Here is a 19,601-nt window from a genome sequence, read left to right as displayed (position 1 = left end):
ATGCCGATCAGGAATTATGGCTTTGATTTTTATAGGTGTTTTTCTGCTGGCGCAACTAATGCATTTACTTGGTCGAGTTCGATCAACAGCCACGGGAGAGTGTCATGGAAACTATGCATCAAGTTAACGAAATCAACAATCTGCGGATTGTGTTCATCGAAACCCTGAGCCGGCAATTCATTGCCATAACCGGCTGCGGCATTTATGCCTATTTGAATCCGGTTACGATCAACGAATTGTTTAACCAGTATATGGCCAGCAACGTGCCGATCAACGCCTACGCCCGGCAATGCGTCAGGAACGTTGTGGCCTGATCTGGATCGGCGTGCTCAAGCCCTGGAGGAGAATTCGCCGGTTTCGGTGTTGATCTTGATCAGTTCGCCGGACTCGATGTATTCGGGAATTTGTACTTCCAGGCCGGTGGTGAGTTTGGCGGTCTTGGTGCGCTTGGTGGCGCTGGAGCCTTTCATCGCCGGCGGGGTTTCGACGATCTGCAATGTCACCGTGGTCGGTAACTGGATGCCGAGCGGCGAGTCCTCCATCAACAGCATGATGATGCCGTCCAGGCCGTCGGTCAGGTATAGGGTTTGGCCTTCCAAATCCTCGGCGGACAGCGCGTATTGGTCGTAAGTCTCGCTGTTCATGAAGTAGTAAGTGTCGCCGTCCTGGTAGGAGAACTGCACGTTGCAACGCGAGCAATCGGCGGCTTTCAGCATATCGTCGCTTTTGAAGGTTTCATCCAGCTTCTGCTTGGTTTTCATGTGGTTGAAGCGGATTTTGTACAGCGTCGTTGCGCCGCGCGAGGTGGGATTACGCACATCGATATGTTTGACCACGTACGGCTCGCCATTGATTTCGATCGCGGTTCCCAGTTTCAGTTCGTTGGCTTTCGGCACTGCTTATTCCTCGTTGAATGTGTGGTTTGAAAGGGGTTGCCACCGGTCGCCGACCAAGCCGAGCAGCGGCTGATATTCGATTTTGTAGCGCATTTTACGACAGTCTTCGATCCAAAACCCCAGATAAAGGTAAGGCAAGCCCCATTGTGCGGCGGTTTCGATTTGCCACAAAACCGCATAAACGCCGGGGCTGAACTCGGCGAACTCGGGATCGAAGAAGGTATAGACCGCCGACAGGCCGTCGTCGACGATATCCACCACCGCAACCGCAGCTAAGCGGCCGCCGATCAAAAACTCGACGAAGCGGGTATCGCACCAGCGGCTGCCGAGAAAATTCAGATAGTCTTCCGCCGAGACCGGCTCCTTGTCCGGATCGTCGTGGCGAGCCGCCAGGTAACGCCGGTATAAGTCGAAATGGCGCGGATCGAATTCGGCCGGTCTGATCACGCTGCGGGTGTCGGCGTTCCGCTTGCGGCAACGCTTTTGCTTGCGGTCCGGCTTGAACGACGCGACCGGCAGCCGGGTCGGTATGCAGGCTTGGCAGGATGGGCAATAGGGTTTGTAAACGTAATCGCCGCTGCGGCGGAAGCCCAGTGCGATCAGTTGCGAGTAGAGCTGCGGCGTCATCGCCACCGACGGATGCACGAAGCCTGAGCGGGCCTGGCGGTCGGGCAGATAACCGCAGGCGCGTGCGCCGTCCAGCCAGATCGGCAAGCTGCTCATTAGCGCCACGCCTCGGCCGCAGGCGCTTGGGTACAAAGCCGTTCCAGCAATTCGGCGAAGCGTTGGCGCGGGATTTCTTCGGCGCCGAGGCTGAGCAAATGTTCGCTGCGCACCTGGCAATCGATCAAGCGGTAACCCCAAGCGCTCAAGCGTTCGACCAGATTGACGAACGCCACTTTCGAGGCGTCGGTTTCGCGGTGGAACATCGACTCGCCGAAGAAGACCTGGCCGATGGCCAGGCCGTACAGGCCGCCGGCCAGTTTGCCGTCGCGCCAGGCCTCGCAGCTATGGGCGATGCCGAGATGGTGCAGGGTCTGGTAAGCCCGGCGCATGTCGTCGGTGATCCAAGTACCGCGGCTGTCGCTGCGCGGTGCGGCGCAGGCGGCAATCACTTCTTTGAAAGCAGTATCGTAGCGGATCTCGAACCGGCCTTTGCGCAGGGTTTTGGCCAGGCTGCGCGAGACTTGCAGATGTTCCGGAAACAGCACCAGACGCGGGTCCGGCGACCACCACAGGATGGGCTCGCCCGGATTGAACCAAGGAAACGCGCCGTGGCGGTAAGCGTTGACGATGCGTTTCGGCGACAGGCAGCCGCCGAAGGCGAGCAGGCCGTTCGGTTCTTTCAGCGCCTTGTGCAGCGGCGGAAATGCCTGCTCGGGATGGTCGGAGTCGAGTAAGGTGAGTTGCATGCGATAAGCCGCGAATTTCAGGTACGCGGATTATAGACAATTCGGCCCGGCCGGTCTGCGTCCCGGCCGGTGGCCGGTTGGGCTTAGGGGGCTTCCAGTTTGTAGCCGAAACCGCGTACCGTTTTCAGCAGTTTTTGTTCGTAATCGTCGTCGATTTTACGGCGCAACTGGCGGATGTAAACGTCGACCACGTTGGTCAGCGGGTCGGCGCTGTAGCCCCAGACCTGCTCCAATATTCGGGTGCGGCTCAGCACTTTGCCGGGCATGCGCATGAAGCACTCCAGCAGTGCGAATTCCTTCGGCGTCAGCTCGATCGGGTTATCGCCGCGCCGCACTTCGTGGGTTTCGCCGTTCAACACCAGGTCGGCGATGCGCAGCTCCTTGGCTTCAGGCTTGATTTCGCCGCCGCGGCGGCGGAGCAGCACTTCGATCCGCGCCAGCAACTCCTCGAAGGCAAACGGTTTGGTCATGTAGTCGTCGGCGCCGGCGCGCAGGCCGGAAACCTTGTCCTGCACCGTGTCGCGGGCGGTCAGCATCAACACCGGCGTGTCGACGCCGCTGCCGCGCAGCCGTTCGCAAATCTGGCGGCCGTTCATATCGGGCAAGCCTAAGTCCAGCACGATCACCTGGAACGAACCTTCGCCGCCCAACGTGATGGCTTCCTGGCCGCTGCGGGCCACTTCCACGGAATAACCTTCCGCCTTCAAACCGCGCTGGACGAAATCGACGATGCGTTCGTCGTCTTCCACCAACAGCACGCGCATGTAGCCGATGCCGCTCAGATTGCCGGATGCTGTGTATTTGTCGCTCATGTCTGGTTAGTCCTATGTGCTCGGCAGCAGCGGTAAGGTCACGGTAAAGGTCGAGCCCGAGTTTTCCCGGCTCTCCACCGCGACGCGACCGCCGTGCGCCTTGGTAATCGATTTTGCCATCGGCAGGCCCAGGCCGGAGCCTTCGTCGCGCGAACTTTGCGCGTTATCGCTGCGGAAGTGGCGTTCGAAAATGCGTTCCAAATCCCCGCTGGGAATGCCGATACCCCGGTCGGTAAGGCTGAAACTCGCTTCCTTACCCTGCACCCATAAGGCTACCGAAATATGTCCGCCGGGATTTGAGTAGCGGCACGCATTTTCTCCCAAAATAAAAAGCACCTGCCTTAACCGCTGCTTATCGCCGCGTACCCAAACCGGATGCTCCGGCCCCACGAACGATACGCTCAGCGAACGCTCCTCGGCCATGACCTGAAAATCCTCGACCGCATTGCCGACCAGCTCCGTCAGATCGACCTTGCCCCACTCGAATTGCAGATGGGCGGTTTCGGCGCGAGCTAGAAACAACAAATCGTTGACGTATTTGCCGAGTTGCATCGCCAGTTCGACGATGCGTTGCAGCGCATCCTTATATTCTTCGGTGGAGCGGTCTTCGCCGCGCAAGGTGACTTCGGCCTCGCCGCGGATTACCGTAATCGGCGTGCGCAGTTCGTGGCTGATGTCGGCCAAAAATTCGCGGCGGGCCTTGTCCATCCGCTTCAGTTCGTCGTTCAGCAGGTTCAATTCCAGGGTGCGTTCCGCCACCCGTTGTTCCAGTACCGCCCGGCTCTCGCGCAATTTGTTCTGCTGCACTTCGAGTTCTTGCGCCATTTGGTTGAAGTGGCTGGCCAGATAGGCGAATTCGTCGCGGGTATCGAGTTTGATCCGGTATTCCAGATTGCCGCTGGCGATTTCGTCGGTGCCTTTCATCAAGGCCTGGATCGGCCGGCGGAAGCGGCGCATCAACAGAATACCGGACATCAGGCTGAACAGCGCGGCGGTCACCGAAGCCAGAATCGCCGTCAGCCGCGACTGGCGCACCAGGCTTTCCAGCTCGCGTTTGGCTTGCTTGGCTTTTTCGCGTTCGGCGTCGATCGCGGCATCGATCAGCGGCTGAAATTTGCCGTCGATTTCTTCTTCGGTAAATTTGGTCAAGGCTTGCACGGCGTTGGCCAGCTTGCCTTGCAGGCGTAGGCGCTCCACCTCTTCGAAGCGGTATTCGCTGGCTTCCAGAAAGGCGGTCAAATGCGCTACCCGTTCCAGTTCGGCCGGTTTGTCGACCCAAGCCTCGCCGCCGATCACCGGTTCCTTGACTGCGGTTTCCCTGAGCGCCTGGATCGCCGCCTGCAGCCGCTGCTTCGACGATTCGACGCCGGTCTCCGAATTCGGATTCGCGGTGATCAGCCGGTCCATGCGCTGTTTGAAATGGCGGTAGGCTTCCTGCGATAGCTGTTCGTAATCGTCGAAGGTTTCGTAAGCGGTCTGGCTGTGCTGGAAGTGTAGCGCCATTTCGTCGGCGCCCAGATACAGGGCCACGCCCAAGCTAAGGACGAAGCCGAACGAAACGAACATGACGATGGCCAGCCGAAACCGAAACATGGCTATTACTTGGCGTCGCCGGTTTCGTCCAATTGTTTTTCCATCGAGCGGATCGCTTCCAGTTTTTCCCGCAGCAGGTGCGATGGGGTTTTTTTCGAGCCGGCCGTTTCCTTCGCATCCAGCACGTTCTGCACCGATTTTTGCTTGCGCTCCAACGAAGCGATTTTCTTGTTCGCGCTATTGATGCGCTTCAAGGCTTCGGTGTGGATTGTCACCAGCCGGCGGGTACGGTCGTCGGCGTAGCTTTCCGGCGGGATGTCGGCCAGTTCGTCCAGTATTTTCGGAATGTCGCCGCAGGCATCCGACAACAGGCGGCCGGTCATCAATTGCAGGGTTATGGTTTTGTCCGGGGTTTCCTTATGGTGTTTCGCCAGGCTGCGGCAGGTTTCGCTCCGGCCCTGGGCGTTCATTGCTGCCAGATTGGCGCCGAAATCCAGCAAATCCTCGAAGTCGGAATGGACGGTCGGCTCGGCGGCGGCCACTGGCGGCCCCTGGCGCACGTTGGAATCGACTTCGGCGCAGCCGGCAAATAACAGGATCAGCGACGCCGGCAGCAGCAGGCGCGGGTTGAAAAACGTCATGGTTGGTTTAAATCTCCTCGTTCAACGGCAATTGCACCCGGATGCGGGCGCCGTGTTGGTCTTGTCGGGCGTCGATGATTTCTACATGGCCCTGGTGGTTGGCGACATATTCCTTAACGATGGCCAGCCCCAGGCCCGGCCCTTCCGGAATGCCTTCGGCCTGAGCGGCCTTGCCGCGGTAGAACGGCTCGAAGGCATGGCCGCGTTCGTCCAGCGGGATGCCGGGGCCTTCGTCCTCAACTTCCAATTCCATCTGGGTACCGGAGTCGCGCAGCATGATGCGGATCTCGCCTTTCGGCGGCGAAAATTTCACGGCGTTGTCCAGCAACTGCTCGACGATGGCGCGCAGTTGCTGGGCGTTGCCGGAAATATGTACCGGCCGCAGCAACATGCGCATTTCGATGGCTTTGGCCGTGAGCGCCGCTTGAAAATCGGCGACCACCGTCTCCAGCAGTTCCTTCATGTTCAGCGCCTGCTTGGGTTTGGCTTCGCTTTGGCTGCTCAGTTTGCTGTAGCGCAGCAATTCGTCGGAAACAGCTTGCAGTTTGTCGATGTTGGCGCCCAGCTTGCGGACGATGTCCTGCTGGCGCAAATTGCCGTCCAATTCGGCCTCGTCGGCCATTTGCTCGGCGCCGTAACGGATGCCGGCCAGCGGCGCTTCGATTTCGTGGGCGACGTTGTGCATGAATTGCTGTTTCGACGACTCCAGTTCCATCAGCCGGGTACGCAACCATTCCAGGCGGTTGCCGAGAAAGGCCAAATCGGACGGGCCGTGGACGGTCACCGGCTCGTCCAATTCGCCGGCGCCCAGGCGCCGAATCGACGAGTCCAATTGCCGCATCGAGCGCGAGATCACCAGCAACAACAGCGCAATCGCCGCCGACGATATCGCCAACAGCGCCGCGCCTTTGATCAACAGGCCTTGCTCCAGCGATTCGGACATTTGCCGCAGCTCGTTGAATTCGTGGTCGACGTGGCTTTCGAACTCGCGCGACAGCGTATAAGACGACTCGCGCAAACCTTGAAACGCCTCGTCCAGCGGCAGTTTCAGGTTGTTGTCGCCTTCGGAACCGATGATTTGCTGGTAAATCAGGTTTTCCTTTTCCGACAATTCGTTGACCAGCAACGCGATACGGTTATCGACCTGCAGTTTCAACAAATCGCTCAGCGCCTGTTTGAACGATGCCCTTACCGTTTCGTAGGACTGCCGTTCGTAAGGCTGGCGCAATTCGGGGTCGGATAGCAGCACGAACAGCTTGGCTTTGCGCTCGATGTCGGACGCCCGCTGCAGCACCAGACGGATGGTTTTGGTCTGTTCGAACACTTGCGAATTCACCGTGCGGCCCAAGGCCGACGTCTCGCGCATACCAAATGCGGCATACATCACGGCCAGGAACAGCGGGATCACGGCAACGACAAATCCCAGCACGATCAGGGATTTCAAGGACAGCAGATTTTTGAACTTCATCCGTGGCAAGAGCGACTGTAAATCCGCAATAGTATAGCTTGGCTGGCAAAATTCGTGACGGACGCGGCAAAATTCCGGTTAGCGTTTAAACCGGCGCAGCCGTTTCCGTTGGTCGGAAAATGTCACGGATTGTCATATCATGGCGTCGACAGGGACGTTTAAGGTGCCGGGGCATGCCCCGGAGGTTGCCATTCGACAAGGATTTGCGATGCCTCAGTCCGTTCTGCCCACTCTACGCTTACTCGCCGCCGTATCGGCTTTTCCGCTCCTTTTTTTAAAGGTTTTATTGTTCCGACCGGGCGCCGATTTGCCCGGCGCGTCGCCCCGCCGCACCTGCCCCAACACCGCTTCGACCGCATGCTACGACGTGGCCGGCGGCCGTTACCTACCCGATCGCCGGCTATTCCGCTCGAATCGGGGCCGCTGGCGGCTGCCGTCGGCCGCGCTGTTTGCCGCCGGCTTGGCCGCTGCCGCGGAAAGCCTTGCGCTTGGCCAGGAGCCGGACGCGTTAACCTTGGTAAACGCCGGCGGCCAGCCTATGTTGTTGCTCGAACTCGGTAGCGCGGCAACCGTACCGAGCCGCGCGGCCGCCAACCTGCTGACCGTTGCCGGCCGAGCGCTGCCGGATTCTCAGCCCGGCGTCGCTTGGCAAGTCGAGCCGGACGCCGTCGGTGTGCTGCATCCGGGCTTCGGCGATTGGCGGGCGGCGTTTCGTTTCGATTTGAATCGACCGGTCAACGGAAGCTTTCGCTTCTGGGCGCGTTGGCGCCAGGGCGGCGATCCGGCGGTATGCCGGCAGACTTTCGAAATATGGGCGGGGGCGGACGCTACGCATCTGGAACGGCGCGGCAGCGTGCAACTGGTTCCTAAAGGTTGGGAGTACGCCTGGTTAAGCAGTGCCGAGCTGATTCGGCTCCAGGCCGGCGACCGCATGATCGAAGTTCGCAACAGCGGCTCCGGCCACGACGCCAAGGTGTTCGATGCGTTTTTGTTGGCTTCGCCCTGGGCGGAATTGCCGACAACCGCCAGTGCCGAGCGGCCGGCCATATTGTTGGAATTGGGCAAGGCGCCGGCTCTGATGGAGTTGCCCAAGCCGGCCCATATCGACGCTGTCGCCGGCACCGCGCAGGCCGGCGCCAACACCGGCGCATTGGCCGTCGAGCAAGACGAAGTGTTGTTGTTCCATTCCGGTTTCGGCGACTGGAGCGGCAGCTTCCAGTTTCCGCTGCCCGCCACCAGCCAACCCGGCCAATACCGGCTGTGGGCTCGCTACAAAAGCGGCGGCGAGGTGGCGCAAGTCAAACAAAATTTCACCGTCAAAGCCGGCGCCAAACCCGAAGAACTGGCGGCCCGCGGCGAATTCAGCACAAGCAATGCCACGCCTTGGCAATACCAATGGCTGCCGGCCGCCGACAGCGTGACGTTGCTACCCGGCGACCGCTGGCTGACTATCGAAAACAGCGGCAAAGCCGACGGCGCCAAGGTGTTCGATGCCTTTTTGTTGCAGTTGGATACGCCGCTGGCGGGAGGCATGACGCCGGAACAGGCCGGACTCCGCAACCGGTTTTTGGCCTTAACCCGCACCGACGGCAAAGGCCGGCAACGCTTATTGGTGTTGGACGGCGACGGCGAGCAGGGCGAGCGGTTGTTTCGCGGTCTGGCCGCGGCCGCCGCTCGGCCCGATTGGCAAGACCCGCCGGTGCGTTATCTGATCGGGCCGGCCGCAGAAAGCTTGGCGCGGCAACTGAATCTACCGTCGTTGCCGGCCGCGGTCGTGACCGATGACCGCGATACCGTGCTGGGCGTGTTGACCCAGCCGGCCGACGCAGCCGGCGTGGCGAAATTTCTAGCCGAACCCGACCGAATCGGCTGGATGCCTCCACCGCTAGCCGTGCCGTCACCGGCTCCAACACCTCTGCAAAACGGCGTCCCGGCCGCCTGGCTGGTCGGCGGCCTACAGGACGGGCCGGCCGGCATGTCAGTGTTTGGCTTGGATGCCGAAACTGCATTGCGGCCCAATCCCGAGCAAACCTATCCGAGTTTGGAAATGATGGGCGGCAAACTGCGCCAATGGCAGGTGGCGCTTACCGCGGCCAACGCCGAAGTTACGATTGCGGCCGGCACCGATCACGCTTACGGCTGGTCGCGCGGCACCGGCTATGCCCAGTTGTATCTGCATGCCGAGCGTGCGCTGCAAGCGCAATTGCACCTGCGCCAATCCGGCATTCAAGCCGCAGCGTGGCTGGACGGGCAAGCTTTGAGCTTGGCGGACGCTGCCGAGCCGCCGGCCGGATTGGCGCCAGCGGCAGACCGGCAAGCCCAGGCCACGTTGCACGGTTTGACGGCCGAAGGCTTGCCGGCAAGCGCCAGTCCCGAGCGGCCGCAACCGCCGCAAGTCGCTACGTTAAACCTGGCGCCCGGCTGGCATAGCCTGTTGCTGAAACTGGTCATGCAGCACGATCAGGGCCAGCGCTTTTACTTCGCCGGGCGGTTCACCGATTTCGGCGGTAAGCCGCTCGAAGGTCTACGCACGCAAACCGCCGAACCCAGCGCCGATTTGGCCTTGAACCGAATCGCCGCCAAACTTAGGCCGCTGATTTTCAACTCTGCGCCGGCCAATCTGCCGCATCCGGGCGAGCCGATCAAGCTGAGTGTCGATCTGCGTTGGCAACCGATTTTGCAGGAAACCCAACTGGCCGCGCCGCTGCTGCGCTTCCCGGCAAAATTGCGCCTGCGGCTGGTCGACTACGCCGGCAAACCGATCGCCGAACGGGAAATTCGCGGGCTGTTCCCCGGCCGGGTCGCAGCCGATTTCGGCCGACTCGAACAGCCGGGCTACTATGCGGTTTATCCGTCTTTGTATGCCGAGGACGGCCGCTCGATCATGCATTACCCGGCCGACGGCTTTAGCGTCGTCGCCGGCAACGCCGCCCAGCAGCAACGCCTGGCGCGGAAGAAAATCTGGAACAACGATTACTACGCCTTCGCCGACGGCGACAAAAGCTTGCGCCAAGCCGGCGATTACTTCGCTTGGTTGGAGCGGATGGGCATTTTTCGCAGCGTCGGCAGCTACCCCGGTTTCGCCGAACAGTATCGGCCGTTATGGGAACAAGCCAAACAGCGCGGCCTGGAAGTATTTGCCGACTCGTCCGGCGATAGCCACTGGCTGAACGACCGGCCGGAAGACGGCCGAAACTTCGTTAACGCCGCGGCCGCGTATACCCGTTTCTTCAAAGCGACAAACGAGATCGACATCCGCCGCGAGCCGGAATGGCAAAAATTGCGCGACCCGGTGCATTGGCTGGAACGGGCCAAATGGGAATACGAGACGGTTCATAAAGCCCGTAACGACGCCCTTTACCTGGGCGGCAGTCTGGTGCGGCCGGGGGAGGGCGAGTGGTTCAAGCAAGTGTTGCAGCTTGGCTTGGATAATTACCAGGATGCCTGGGACGTGCACGCCTATCCGCAACGGCCGCCGCGTTTCGGCGGGCCGATCGGCAACGGCGAGTTGGAAGACGAGCGCGGCGTGCTGGCGGCGTATGCCCGCCTGGGCAAAACCAACAAACTGCCGTTCTGGCTGGGCGAGACCGGCGCCAAAGCCATGCACGGCTTCAGCGGCCGGCGCTGGCAAGCCGAACAGGTGGCAAAGATCGTAGCCTGGGCGAATAGCCGCAACGATTACCTGGGCCTGGCCTTCTGCATCGCCCACGAATACGATCTGGCATACGGCCGCTTATGGGATTATTCGCTCGGCCACAAACCCGGCGAAGCGGCGCTTTACACCGCCGGTGCATTGATCGACGGCCTGCCGTACCGGCCCGTCGATACGCATGATGCCAATATTCAGGCCGGTTATTTCGGCGAAACCCTGATGGTTTGGCGCGAGCAAGGCGAGGGAGAATGGCCGCTGCCATTGGACGCCAAACAAACCTGGGTGCTGGTGGACGTGGTCGGCCGGGTCCGGGCCTTGGCTACCGATAGCTCCGGCAGCGCGCGCGTGCCGCTTTCCGCCAGCCCGATCTACATCTTGCCGGCAGCCCTGTACCGTAAGCTGACAGCGGGTGGCAGCCGGGAGTTGGCGGATTTGAATTAGCGGTCTTGCAGCGAATAGGGACTGGTTATTCTTGCTGTGGGCGATTTAGCCCGCGCCGCTGCTCCCACAACACCCGGCCGCAGTAAAGCAAGGCCGTAATCATTAATACGGCGCCGGTCAGTTGCGCCGCGTTGGCCAAGCGATGGTCCTGCGCCAACAGGCCGGATTCGGTCAGCAAGTATTCCCAGTCGTGAAAACCGTAAGGCGCGGAATGGCCGAAGTTGCCGCCCAACAGCGGCAGTTGGCCGGTGCGGGCGTCGTTGATATAGGGCGCGATGTCCAGAAAATTTTCGCCTATCCACCATAAGCACAAGCCGGCGCCGAACGGGTCGCGGGTTTTTAACAACAGCGTCAGCAGGCAGACGGTCGGCATCAGCAGTTGGCCGAGCGTGCCGCCCAGCGAGGCGACGAATTGGCCGAACGGGCGGAAGATTACGTGGCCGGCTTCGTGAAACGGCAGGTTGACCAAATGCAAAAACGATTCGCCGGCGGCATTGGCGGCGATGCCGGGTGCGATCAGCAGCCAGCTCCACAGTACAAAGCCCGGCAACAGCAGGCAGCGGCCCAGAAACACGGCCGAGTTATCGCGGTAGGCGTCGCCGCCGAGCAGCGAGTCCGGCGCCGGGTCTATTACGACGGTTACTTGCGGGCGTGGCGTTGCCGGCGCCTGCGGATCGGCGTGGTATTTATAGTATTTGGCAAAGACGATGCCGCAGTGCGGGCAGATTGCAGCCGCAGGCGCCACCTCGCGATTGCATTTTGGGCAGTGTTTCATCAACGGGCTCCGTTTCAGTGAAGTGCGACAGCTATCGGCCTGGTGTCGATAAACTTAGCAGCCGGGCTGGGATTTTTAAGCCGAACCGGCGCTAATTCGTCGGCGACAACGGATCGCCAGCCGGTTTTGGCCGCGGCAGCCGGGTATGCGGGGCGCTTTGGGAGCCGGGTTAACGCCGGTCGGCGCGCTTATCCAACTCTAATTTCCCTCTCATCTCTTCTTAATTGAACCCCCAGGTTTCTTCTCATTTTGCGCCGGTAATCTTTGTACCCAAGCCGGCCGCTGCAGAATCGCACGGTCGGCAAGCAGGTTGAGGATGCCAAGGATGGCGTCCTTAAGTCTTCGGAACTAGACGCAACAGGGGGAACGCCGCTATGCCGCTCGGCTTCGGAAATATTTTCAACGGACTTTTTCGCCAATACGGCCACACCGTGATTCTGCTTTTGCGGATCGTCGATGTGGCGATGCTGTTAGCCGCAGCTTGGGCTGCGCATTTTTTCTGGCTGCGCGAATACGCGGTCGATCAACACTATCGGATCGTCACCGCGCTGGGCGTGCTCGGCGCCATCATTTTCTTCGAAATCGGCCAGGTTTACCGGCCCTGGCGCAACGATGCGATGCGCGGCGAAGTGGCGCGCATCGTTCGGGCCTGGTTGTTGGCGTTGTTGGCGGTGGTTTCCATCGTGTTCCTGGTGCGGTTACATGTCTGGTTCGGTTCCAGTTACCGCTGGATTGCCTCCTGGGGTGTGCTGGGCTTGGTCTGCGTATTGGCTGCGCGCTCGGTAATGTCGCAGATTTTGCGCGGGTTGCGGGCGCGGGGCTGGTCGCAAGGCAAAATCGTTATGGTCGGTTTGAATCAAATGGCGGTGGCCGCGGCGCGGCAATTGAACCAGTCGCCCTGGGCCGGTTTGCAGGCGGTAGGTTACGTCGACGACCGCAGCGGCAACCGCCAGGCGCTGAACGCCGACGGCCTGCCGCACTTGGGTACGCTGGCCGATTTGCCGGCGCTGATCGACCGCTACGGCGTCGACGAAGTCTGGGTGGCCTATCAAGGCGAGTCGCTGACCGAACGCGCCCAATACCAGTTGCGGCATCTGCCGGTCAGCATCCGGCTGCTGATCGATTGCTTTGCCTTCAAACAAAGCAAATTCCTGAGCCTGAACACGGTGGCCGGAATTCCGACCCTGGATTTTTCGGTGTCGCCGCTGCACGGCGTCAACCGCTACATCAAAGAAGCCGAAGACCGTTTGCTGGCTTTGGTTTTGCTGCTGCTGATCAGTCCGCTGATGTTGCTGATCGCCGTCGGCGTCAAGTTGAGTTCGCCCGGTCCGGTGTTTTACCGCCAGGTCAGGGTGGGCTGGAACAACCGCAAATTCACGATGTTGAAATTCCGTTCGATGCCGGTCGGCGTAGAGTCCAAAACCGGTGCGGTTTGGGCTAAGCCCGGCGAGAATCGGGCCACGCCGTTCGGTGCCTTCCTGCGCAAAACCAGCCTGGACGAACTGCCGCAATTGCTCAACGTGTTGCGCGGCGACATGTCCTTGGTCGGACCGCGCCCGGAACGGCCGGATTTCGTCGAAGTGTTCAAGGAACAAGTCCCCAATTACATGAAAAAACACATGGTCAAGGCCGGCATCACCGGCTGGGCCCAAGTCAACGGCTGGCGCGGCGATACCGATTTGCATCGGCGCATCGAGCACGACTTGTATTACATCCAGAACTGGTCGTTGTGGTTCGATATCGAGATCGCTTTCCGCACCGTGCTGACCGGTTTTATCCACAAAAACGCTTATTAAGGAATCCTTTGCATGTTCAGATTGCTTCCTATTGTGTTGGCCTTAATCCTGCCGGGTTGTTTTCTGGCGCCGGGCATGGACATGGAGACGGACAGTAACGGCTTGACCGAAATCGAATTGCCGGCGCGCAAAGACGGCCGGCTGGTGAAGGAGAAAGTCCGCGTCGTACCGATCACCGCCGACTTGATCATCGACAAGGAAACGGCGCGGCAACAAGCGGTCGGCCAATTGCTGCCGGTGGACAACAGCAAAACCAGCTACCGGATCGGCCCGCAGGATCGCCTGCAAATCACCGTCTGGGAACACCCGGAACTGAACGATCCCGGCGGCGAGAAAATTCTGCCGGAGATGGCCGGCAAGGTGGTCGACGACAACGGCGATCTGTATTACCCCTATGTCGGCACGCTTCACGTCGGCGGCAAAACCATTCCGGAAGTGCGCGCAGAGTTGACCCGGGAATTGTCGCGTTATTTCAAGAAGGTCAAACTCGACATCCGGGTGTTGTCGTTCCAGGCACACCGGGTGGCGGTGGTCGGTGAGGTCAAACAGCCCGGCATCTTGGCGATGAACGAAACCCCGCTGACCGTGGCCGAGGCCATTAGCCGCGCCGGCGGCGCCACCAAGGATTCCGATATGAACAACGTTGCGCTGGCCCGAGACGGCAAACTCTACAAACTGGATGTGCAAGCGCTGTACGAGAAAGGCCTGACCACGCAGAACGTACTATTGAAAGACGGCGACGTGCTGAACGTCGGCGACCAGAAAGACAGCAAAGTCTACGTGATGGGCGAGGTCGGCCGGCAGCAGGCGGTACAGATCAACAAAGGCCGGATGAGTCTGGCGCAAGCGTTGGTCGAGGCCTACGGCGTCGATTTCAATACCTCGCGCCCCGGCGACGTCTACGTGGTGCGCGCCGGCGATATGCAGCCGGAGATTTTCCAACTGAATGCCGAATCGCCCGATGCGATGATTCTGGCCGAGCAATTTCCGCTGCAGGCGCACGACACCCTGTTCGTCGGTACCGCCGGCGTTACCCAATGGTCGCGGGTGTTGAACCAAATCCTGCCCGGTTCGTTTACCGCGATCATGTCGCAAGCGGCGTTGATGGGGATGTAGTTATTAGCTTCCCCTAGGGGATCGCGGGGGGATTATTTGCATAAATCTCCCCCAGCCCCCTCTTTTCCAAAGAGGGGAATTCAGTGTTAAACAGCGAATGGATTATCAAAACTATGGTTCCACACAATGAAGCCACTCCGGTCTTGGCCTTGCCGAATCCAAGCCGCCTGCAAGAGCAGAGCGTCAGCATTCGCGATTACGTGGATTTGCTGGTCGAAGGCCGAAAAACCATCCTTGTCGCCGTGGCCGCGGTCTTGACGCTGGCGCTGGCGTACTTGGTCTTGGCGCCGCGCACCTACAAGGCCGACGCATTGCTGCGCATCGATAAGAATAAAGCGTTATTGGTGGCCAATTTGCGCGGCGACAATAACCAGACCCCGGCCGAAGCGGAAAGTCCGCGGGCGCAGCGCGAGGTGGAGATTCTGCGTTCGCGGTCGGTGCTGGGTAAGGTGGTGGATAACCTGAATCTGGCAATCGAAATCCAACCGTACTACTTCCCGTTGATCGGCGAAACTCTGGCGCGCCGCCACGACAGGCACGACGGCGTTGCCGGCGCCTGGTGGGGCTTCGGCCGCTGGGCCTGGGGCGGCGAGCGCGTCAAAGTGGCCGCGTTCGAAGTGCCGGATCGCTATCTGGAAAAAGAATTTACGCTGATTGCGCTGGAACACGGCCGCTATCGGCTATTGGCGCCCAACGGCGACGAATTGCTGGCCGGCGAAGTCGGCCAGGTAGCGACGGCCGAAGTCGGCGAGAAAACGCCGGTCGCCATTAAGGTCGAGGCGCTGGACGCCCATCCCGGCACCCATTTCGAGCTGGTGCGGCGCACCGCGCTGTCGGCCATCGAAACGTTGCAGAAAGCCTTTGCCGTCAAGGAAGTGTCGAAAGATACCGACATCTTGAGCGTGGAGTTGAAAGGCCGCGACCCGGAGCAGTTGGCTAAATCGGTCAACGACATCGCCGCGATCTACGTCAACGCCACCGTCAATTGGGAGTCGGCGGAGGCCTCGCAAAAGCTGGCTTTCCTGGAAAGCCAGTTGCCGGTGGTCAAAGAACGGCTGGAGAAGGCCGAGCAGGGCTTGAGCGCCTACCGCCAACAGCACGGTGCGGTGGATATTTCCGCCGAGGCCGAAATTCTGTTGAAGCAGGCGTCGGACATGGAAACCCTGAGCATCCAGCTCAAGCAAAAATACGACGAGCAAAGCCAACGGCTGGAATCCGAACATCCGGACATGATCGCCACCAACGCCCAGATCAAGCGGGTCAATAACAAATTGGCAGCCCTGGAAAAGCGGATCAAGGACTTACCCAAAACCCAGCAAAACATGGTCAGCCTGTCGCGCGACGTGCAGGTCAATACCGAACTGTATACCTCGTTGCTGAACAGCGCCCAGGAGCAGCGCATCGCCGCCGCCGGCTCGTTGGGCAACTCGCGCATCGTCGATTTCGCGGTGGTTCCGGAAAAGCCCTACTGGCCGAAACCCGGTTTGTTGCTGGCCATCGCCACGCTGCTGGGCCTGAGCCTGGGGTCGGCACTGATTTTTCTGCGCCACTCGCTGCAACGCCACGACAATTATCCGGCCTTGCTGGAATACCAGGTCGGGCTGCCGATGTTTGCCGCCATCCCGCACAGTAAAAAGCAGCGCAAACTGGGGCGCCTGCTCGGCCGCGACAAGGACGGCGGCATCCTGGCCAGCCAGGACCCGCTGGATATCTCGGTCGAATCGTTGCGCGGCCTGCGCACGACCCTGGAAGCCACGTTAGCCAGCCGGGAAAGCAAGGTGATCATGGTCAGCAGCCCGGCGCCGGGCATGGGTAAATCCTTCGTCAGCTCCAATTTGGCCGCTTTGCTGGCCAGCATCAAAAAACGGGTATTGGTGATAGACGCCGACATGCGCAACGGCCGCCTGCACGATACCTTCGGCATCGGCAAGCAGCCCGGCTTGTCCGATTTATTGGCCGGCCGCGCCACGCTGGGCGAGGTCATCGTCAGCCTGCCCGAGATCGGTATCGATCTGATCCCGCGCGGCAATATGGTGTTGAATCCGGCCGAGTTGCTGGTTTTGGGCGAGTTGGGCGAGACCTTGCGCCAGTTGCAGAGTTTTTACAACCATATCGTGATCGACTCGCCGCCGATTTTGGGCGCCACCGACGCGGCCATCCTGGGCAAGCATGCCGACGCCACGTTTCTGGTAGTCAAGGAAGGGCGCTATACCGCGCAGGAATTGGAAGTCAGCGCCCGCCGCTTCCAGCAAGTCGGCATCAACCCGAACGGCTTCATCATCAACGACATGAAACAGGGTTCCTCGTATTACCCGTATTACGGTTACGCCTACCAGCGCGCCGACCAGGAGCCGGCTGCGGCCGGCGGATGGAGCGACAAATACCATGCCGTGGGCGATTGGCTGAGCAAACAGTTGGAGCGGGAATGGCAACCGGCCGCCGCCGAGTCGGACGAACGGGGTTAATCCGGTTATGGTCTTGAGGCTGGAGAAAGATCTGCCGCTGCTGTTGTTCGGCTTGGTTTGTACCTCGACTGTCGCCTCGTTGCCGCAGGTGCAGTCGGCCTGGGCCGGCATCAAGGAAGTTTACGGCGAACAGGAGATGGGCTTGCGTTTGCTGCGCGAAGCGATGCTGGCGCTGTTGGTTTGCTACGCCTGGGCCGAACCGCGTTTGCGCAACGGCATCTTCAGCGGTCCGATTCCGGCCTTTCTCAGTTTAATAGCCGCCTACGTCCTGTGCGAAATCGGCTACGCCGTCTATCTGGATTTGCCGTTGATCGTGCCGATGACCGGGCTCAGAATTTTCGAATATTTGCCGCTGGCTTTGATCGGCTTCGTCTGCGGTCGCCGCGGCGTGGCCGATTGGGTCATCGGCCGCTTCGCCCATTACTTGCGTTACTACTTGCTGCTGCAGGCCGGCTTGGCCTTGGCCCAGGCCTTGTGGGCGCCGCCGTTGTTCGGCGTGTCGATGTTGGGCGGCGGCCGGCCGTTCGGAACTTTCGTCAGCCCGAACCTGTTCGGCGCGGCGATGGCGACTTGCGCGCTGGTATTCGCCGTAGTGCCGGGCATGCGCCGTTGGCTGGGGCTCAGCGTGTTGCTGGCTTTGTTGAGCGGCTCGCGTACCGCGTTTCTGAGCGGGTTGCTGGTGGTGTTTTTCCGGGTCTACGCCGCGCTGCGGCCACGCGACCGCTGGGCCTTGTGGATGCCGGCGCCGATGTTGGCGGTCGGCGCGTTGATCCTGGCCTCCAGTCCTTTGTTGAGCGGCCGCGACGACGCCGATCCGACCGAGGACGGCCGCATCGCCTTGTGGCAACGGGTGTTCGCCAACCACGTGCACGATGCCGCCGATTTGCTGTTCGGTTGGGGCTTGGGCTTGAGTTCGAATACCGTCAACCTGTTGTTCGGCGCCGAGCATTTTCCCGGCCAGTTCGATTCCGACAGCCTGTATTTGTTTTTACTGAACGGTTACGGCCTGATCGGTTTGTTGGCCTATCTGGGTTTGCTATGGGCAACGACAAGGACGTCGGCCCACCCCGGCAAAGGCTTGGTCGCGGCGTTTATTTTCGTCGCCGGCTTGACCTTCAATTTGTGGGAGTACTTTCCGCAGAATGCGGTACTGATGTTTTTGTGGGGCGCGATGTTGGGGCATAGCCGCCATCCGGTCGCTCTGGCGCAACCGAACGGCCAACCGCAACCGGCGAGGTTTTATGGTTAAGCGCACGCTGCTCCGGCTGCGGCAATCGCGTCTGTGCGGCGACGCGTTCTGGGCGTTGCTCGGGCAACTGGCCTCGGCGCTGGCGCTGTTGCTAGGTACCAGATTGTTGACCGAGCGAGTGGCGCCGGACGTCTACGGCGAGGTCGCGCTATTGAGCGGCTGCGTCGCACTCGGCGTCGCGGCCTTTTCCTACCCGTTCATTTGCGCCGGCATGCGTTTGTTGCCGGAATGCGCCGGTCCGGCGCAACGCAGCCAACTGCAGCGGGCCGTCGCCGGCCTGACCGGACAAGCGACCTTGCTGGCGCTGGGTTTGTTGTTGGCCGGCGGCGGCTGTTACGCCTACCTGTACCGGGCGCCGGCGGCGCCGTTCTTGTTGGCCGGGGCGTTGTTGGCGGTTACGGTCTGGCGCGAATTCGGCGTGCAACTGGCAATCGGCGGCCGCCGCCAGCGCCGCGCCGCGTTGTGGCAAACCGGCGACAGCTTGCTGCGGCCGGCGCTGGCCGTGGCCGCGGTTGGCTATCTGGGCGCGCAGGTCGAGTCGATTTTGGCGGCTTATGCCGCGGCGACCTTGCTGTCCAATCTGCTTTGGTGCCGGTTAGGCGCCGAATCCGCGGCCGGCGAGCTAGCGGCGACCGATGTGCGCCGCTTTGCCGGCAAGGTTTGGCGTTACGCCTGGCCTTTGCTGCCGATGGAACTGGTGTTTTGGCTGAACGGCGTCGGCGACCGTTATGCAATCGCTTGCTTGCTGAGTGCCGCCGATGTCGGCCTATACGCGGCCGGTTATACCCTGGTCAACGAAGCCTTCAACCGCGGCGCCATGGTGTTGCTACGCACCTTTCAACCGGCTTATTTCCAAGCTTTCTCGGCCGGCGAGCGCCGCCGCGCCCATGCGGTGTTGCGTTTATGGCTGTATTGCTTGCTGGCCGGCGGCGGTTTGGGCCTGCTGGCGTTGCCGTGGTTGGGCGATAGGCTGGTGGCGCTGTTATTGGCGGAGCCCTATCGCCCGGTCGCGGCGCTGTTGCCGGCCATCGGCGGCGGCTGTTTGCTGCACGCTCTGGGTACGTTGTGGGCGCAACCGCTGTTGGCGGAAAAGCGCACGCGGGTCTTGTTGAAGGGGCGCTTGTGCGGGGCTCTGGCCGCGATCACCGCTTTACCGTTGCTGATCCTGCAATACGGTTTGCCCGGCGCGGCTTGGGCCAACCCGGTCTATTTCGGTATCGAGGCCCTGGTACTGGCGTTGCTGGCCAAACCGTGGCGGCTGCGCGACGGCGAATCGCTGCCGGCCGTGGCGGAACCGACCGCCGCAGCGCCGTTACGGGCGCCGGCCTGATACGTTTTTTGATAT

At 60.9% G+C, this 19,601-nt stretch carries 15 protein-coding genes; 7 read left to right on the top strand and 8 right to left on the bottom strand.

Translation table 11 applies throughout. From position 1 onward, the window contains the following. The first annotated feature begins 104 nt into the window (after positions 1–104). The gene (locus MKFW12EY_RS16165) at positions 105–314 is read left to right on the top strand and encodes a hypothetical protein (protein WP_064020858.1); all 210 of its coding nucleotides are present in this window, start codon (positions 105–107) and stop codon (positions 312–314) included. Positions 315–329: 15 nt separating this feature from the next. Here the strand turns inward: MKFW12EY_RS16165 and efpL are convergent, their stop codons facing one another. From efpL to MKFW12EY_RS16130, 7 genes are all read right to left on the bottom strand, one after another. Beyond that, positions 330–896, bottom strand: coding sequence for an elongation factor P-like protein EfpL (gene efpL, locus MKFW12EY_RS16160; protein WP_054762133.1), 567 nt, complete (start codon positions 894–896; stop codon positions 330–332). Between the two features lie 3 nt (positions 897–899). After that, positions 900–1,619, bottom strand: coding sequence for an arginyltransferase (locus MKFW12EY_RS16155; protein ID WP_221053370.1), 720 nt, complete (start codon positions 1,617–1,619; stop codon positions 900–902). Next, positions 1,619–2,308: a leucyl/phenylalanyl-tRNA--protein transferase gene (gene aat / locus MKFW12EY_RS16150; protein ID WP_221053369.1), complete on the bottom strand. Its 690-nt coding sequence runs from the start codon at positions 2,306–2,308 to the stop codon at positions 1,619–1,621. Before aat ends, MKFW12EY_RS16155 begins: the two co-directional genes overlap by 1 nt. A gap of 83 nt (positions 2,309–2,391) precedes the next feature. Beyond that, positions 2,392–3,120 carry a response regulator transcription factor gene (locus MKFW12EY_RS16145; protein ID WP_231879360.1) on the bottom strand — a complete coding sequence of 243 codons (729 nt, stop codon included), beginning with the start codon at positions 3,118–3,120 and terminating at the stop codon, positions 2,392–2,394. A gap of 12 nt (positions 3,121–3,132) precedes the next feature. Further along, positions 3,133–4,713: a sensor histidine kinase gene (locus MKFW12EY_RS16140; RefSeq protein ID WP_054762135.1), complete on the bottom strand. Its 1,581-nt coding sequence runs from the start codon at positions 4,711–4,713 to the stop codon at positions 3,133–3,135. Between the two features lie 5 nt (positions 4,714–4,718). Then, positions 4,719–5,294 carry a hypothetical protein gene (locus MKFW12EY_RS16135; RefSeq protein WP_054762137.1) on the bottom strand — a complete coding sequence of 192 codons (576 nt, stop codon included), beginning with the start codon at positions 5,292–5,294 and terminating at the stop codon, positions 4,719–4,721. 7 nt (positions 5,295–5,301) lie between these two features. Beyond that, the gene (locus MKFW12EY_RS16130) at positions 5,302–6,762 is read right to left on the bottom strand and encodes a HAMP domain-containing sensor histidine kinase (protein WP_054762140.1); all 1,461 of its coding nucleotides are present in this window, start codon (positions 6,760–6,762) and stop codon (positions 5,302–5,304) included. 208 nt (positions 6,763–6,970) lie between these two features. Here MKFW12EY_RS16130 and MKFW12EY_RS16125 point away from each other — a divergent pair, with 208 nt between their 5' ends. Beyond that, positions 6,971–10,855 carry a hypothetical protein gene (locus tag MKFW12EY_RS16125; protein ID WP_221053368.1) on the top strand — a complete coding sequence of 1,295 codons (3,885 nt, stop codon included), beginning with the start codon at positions 6,971–6,973 and terminating at the stop codon, positions 10,853–10,855. A 25-nt stretch (positions 10,856–10,880) separates the two neighbouring features. On the opposite strand, the gene MKFW12EY_RS16120 is transcribed toward MKFW12EY_RS16125, so the two are convergent. Then, a complete protein-coding gene (locus MKFW12EY_RS16120; protein ID WP_221053367.1) occupies positions 10,881–11,630 on the bottom strand; it encodes a zinc ribbon domain-containing protein in 750 nt (249 codons plus the stop codon). A 374-nt stretch (positions 11,631–12,004) separates the two neighbouring features. Between MKFW12EY_RS16120 and MKFW12EY_RS16115 the strand changes: the two genes are divergently transcribed. From MKFW12EY_RS16115 to MKFW12EY_RS16095, 5 genes are all read left to right on the top strand, one after another. Beyond that, positions 12,005–13,426 (top strand): undecaprenyl-phosphate glucose phosphotransferase, encoded by a 1,422-nt coding sequence (locus MKFW12EY_RS16115; RefSeq protein ID WP_054763296.1) that lies wholly within the window; start codon positions 12,005–12,007, stop codon positions 13,424–13,426. 12 nt (positions 13,427–13,438) lie between these two features. Continuing rightward, positions 13,439–14,542: a polysaccharide biosynthesis/export family protein gene (locus MKFW12EY_RS16110; RefSeq protein ID WP_064024483.1), complete on the top strand. Its 1,104-nt coding sequence runs from the start codon at positions 13,439–13,441 to the stop codon at positions 14,540–14,542. Between the two features lie 113 nt (positions 14,543–14,655). Then, positions 14,656–17,007 carry a polysaccharide biosynthesis tyrosine autokinase gene (locus tag MKFW12EY_RS16105; protein WP_221053366.1) on the top strand — a complete coding sequence of 784 codons (2,352 nt, stop codon included), beginning with the start codon at positions 14,656–14,658 and terminating at the stop codon, positions 17,005–17,007. Positions 17,008–17,014: 7 nt separating this feature from the next. Beyond that, positions 17,015–18,256, top strand: coding sequence for an O-antigen ligase family protein (locus MKFW12EY_RS16100; protein ID WP_221053365.1), 1,242 nt, complete (start codon positions 17,015–17,017; stop codon positions 18,254–18,256). Continuing rightward, positions 18,249–19,586 carry a lipopolysaccharide biosynthesis protein gene (locus MKFW12EY_RS16095; RefSeq protein ID WP_221053364.1) on the top strand — a complete coding sequence of 446 codons (1,338 nt, stop codon included), beginning with the start codon at positions 18,249–18,251 and terminating at the stop codon, positions 19,584–19,586. Before MKFW12EY_RS16100 ends, MKFW12EY_RS16095 begins: the two co-directional genes overlap by 8 nt. Positions 19,587–19,601: the final 15 nt, after the last annotated feature.

Origin of the sequence: Methylomonas koyamae (genome assembly GCF_019669905.1) — a bacterium.
Taxonomy (GTDB): Bacteria; Pseudomonadota; Gammaproteobacteria; order Methylococcales; family Methylomonadaceae; genus Methylomonas; species Methylomonas koyamae.
The sequence above is the reverse complement of the archived record's forward strand: the minus strand, read 5'-3'. Positions and strand labels throughout refer to the sequence as shown.

What these genes read in the sequence shown, in the direction of transcription:
- MKFW12EY_RS16120 (WP_221053367.1), bottom strand. Translation starts at nt 11,630, where the DNA reads ATGAAACACTGCCCAAAATGCAATCGCGAGGTGGCGCCTGCGGCTGCA.
- MKFW12EY_RS16095 (WP_221053364.1), top strand. Translation starts at nt 18,249, where the DNA reads ATGGTTAAGCGCACGCTGCTCCGGCTGCGGCAATCGCGTCTGTGCGGC.
- MKFW12EY_RS16145 (WP_231879360.1), bottom strand. Translation starts at nt 3,120, where the DNA reads ATGAGCGACAAATACACAGCATCCGGCAATCTGAGCGGCATCGGCTAC.
- MKFW12EY_RS16165 (WP_064020858.1), top strand. Translation starts at nt 105, where the DNA reads ATGGAAACTATGCATCAAGTTAACGAAATCAACAATCTGCGGATTGTG.
- MKFW12EY_RS16100 (WP_221053365.1), top strand. Translation starts at nt 17,015, where the DNA reads ATGGTCTTGAGGCTGGAGAAAGATCTGCCGCTGCTGTTGTTCGGCTTG.
- MKFW12EY_RS16110 (WP_064024483.1), top strand. Translation starts at nt 13,439, where the DNA reads ATGTTCAGATTGCTTCCTATTGTGTTGGCCTTAATCCTGCCGGGTTGT.
- MKFW12EY_RS16125 (WP_221053368.1), top strand. Translation starts at nt 6,971, where the DNA reads ATGCCTCAGTCCGTTCTGCCCACTCTACGCTTACTCGCCGCCGTATCG.
- MKFW12EY_RS16135 (WP_054762137.1), bottom strand. Translation starts at nt 5,294, where the DNA reads ATGACGTTTTTCAACCCGCGCCTGCTGCTGCCGGCGTCGCTGATCCTG.
- MKFW12EY_RS16105 (WP_221053366.1), top strand. Translation starts at nt 14,656, where the DNA reads ATGGTTCCACACAATGAAGCCACTCCGGTCTTGGCCTTGCCGAATCCA.
- MKFW12EY_RS16115 (WP_054763296.1), top strand. Translation starts at nt 12,005, where the DNA reads ATGCCGCTCGGCTTCGGAAATATTTTCAACGGACTTTTTCGCCAATAC.
- aat (WP_221053369.1), bottom strand. Translation starts at nt 2,308, where the DNA reads ATGCAACTCACCTTACTCGACTCCGACCATCCCGAGCAGGCATTTCCG.
- MKFW12EY_RS16130 (WP_054762140.1), bottom strand. Translation starts at nt 6,762, where the DNA reads ATGAAGTTCAAAAATCTGCTGTCCTTGAAATCCCTGATCGTGCTGGGA.
- MKFW12EY_RS16155 (WP_221053370.1), bottom strand. Translation starts at nt 1,619, where the DNA reads ATGAGCAGCTTGCCGATCTGGCTGGACGGCGCACGCGCCTGCGGTTAT.
- MKFW12EY_RS16140 (WP_054762135.1), bottom strand. Translation starts at nt 4,713, where the DNA reads ATGTTTCGGTTTCGGCTGGCCATCGTCATGTTCGTTTCGTTCGGCTTC.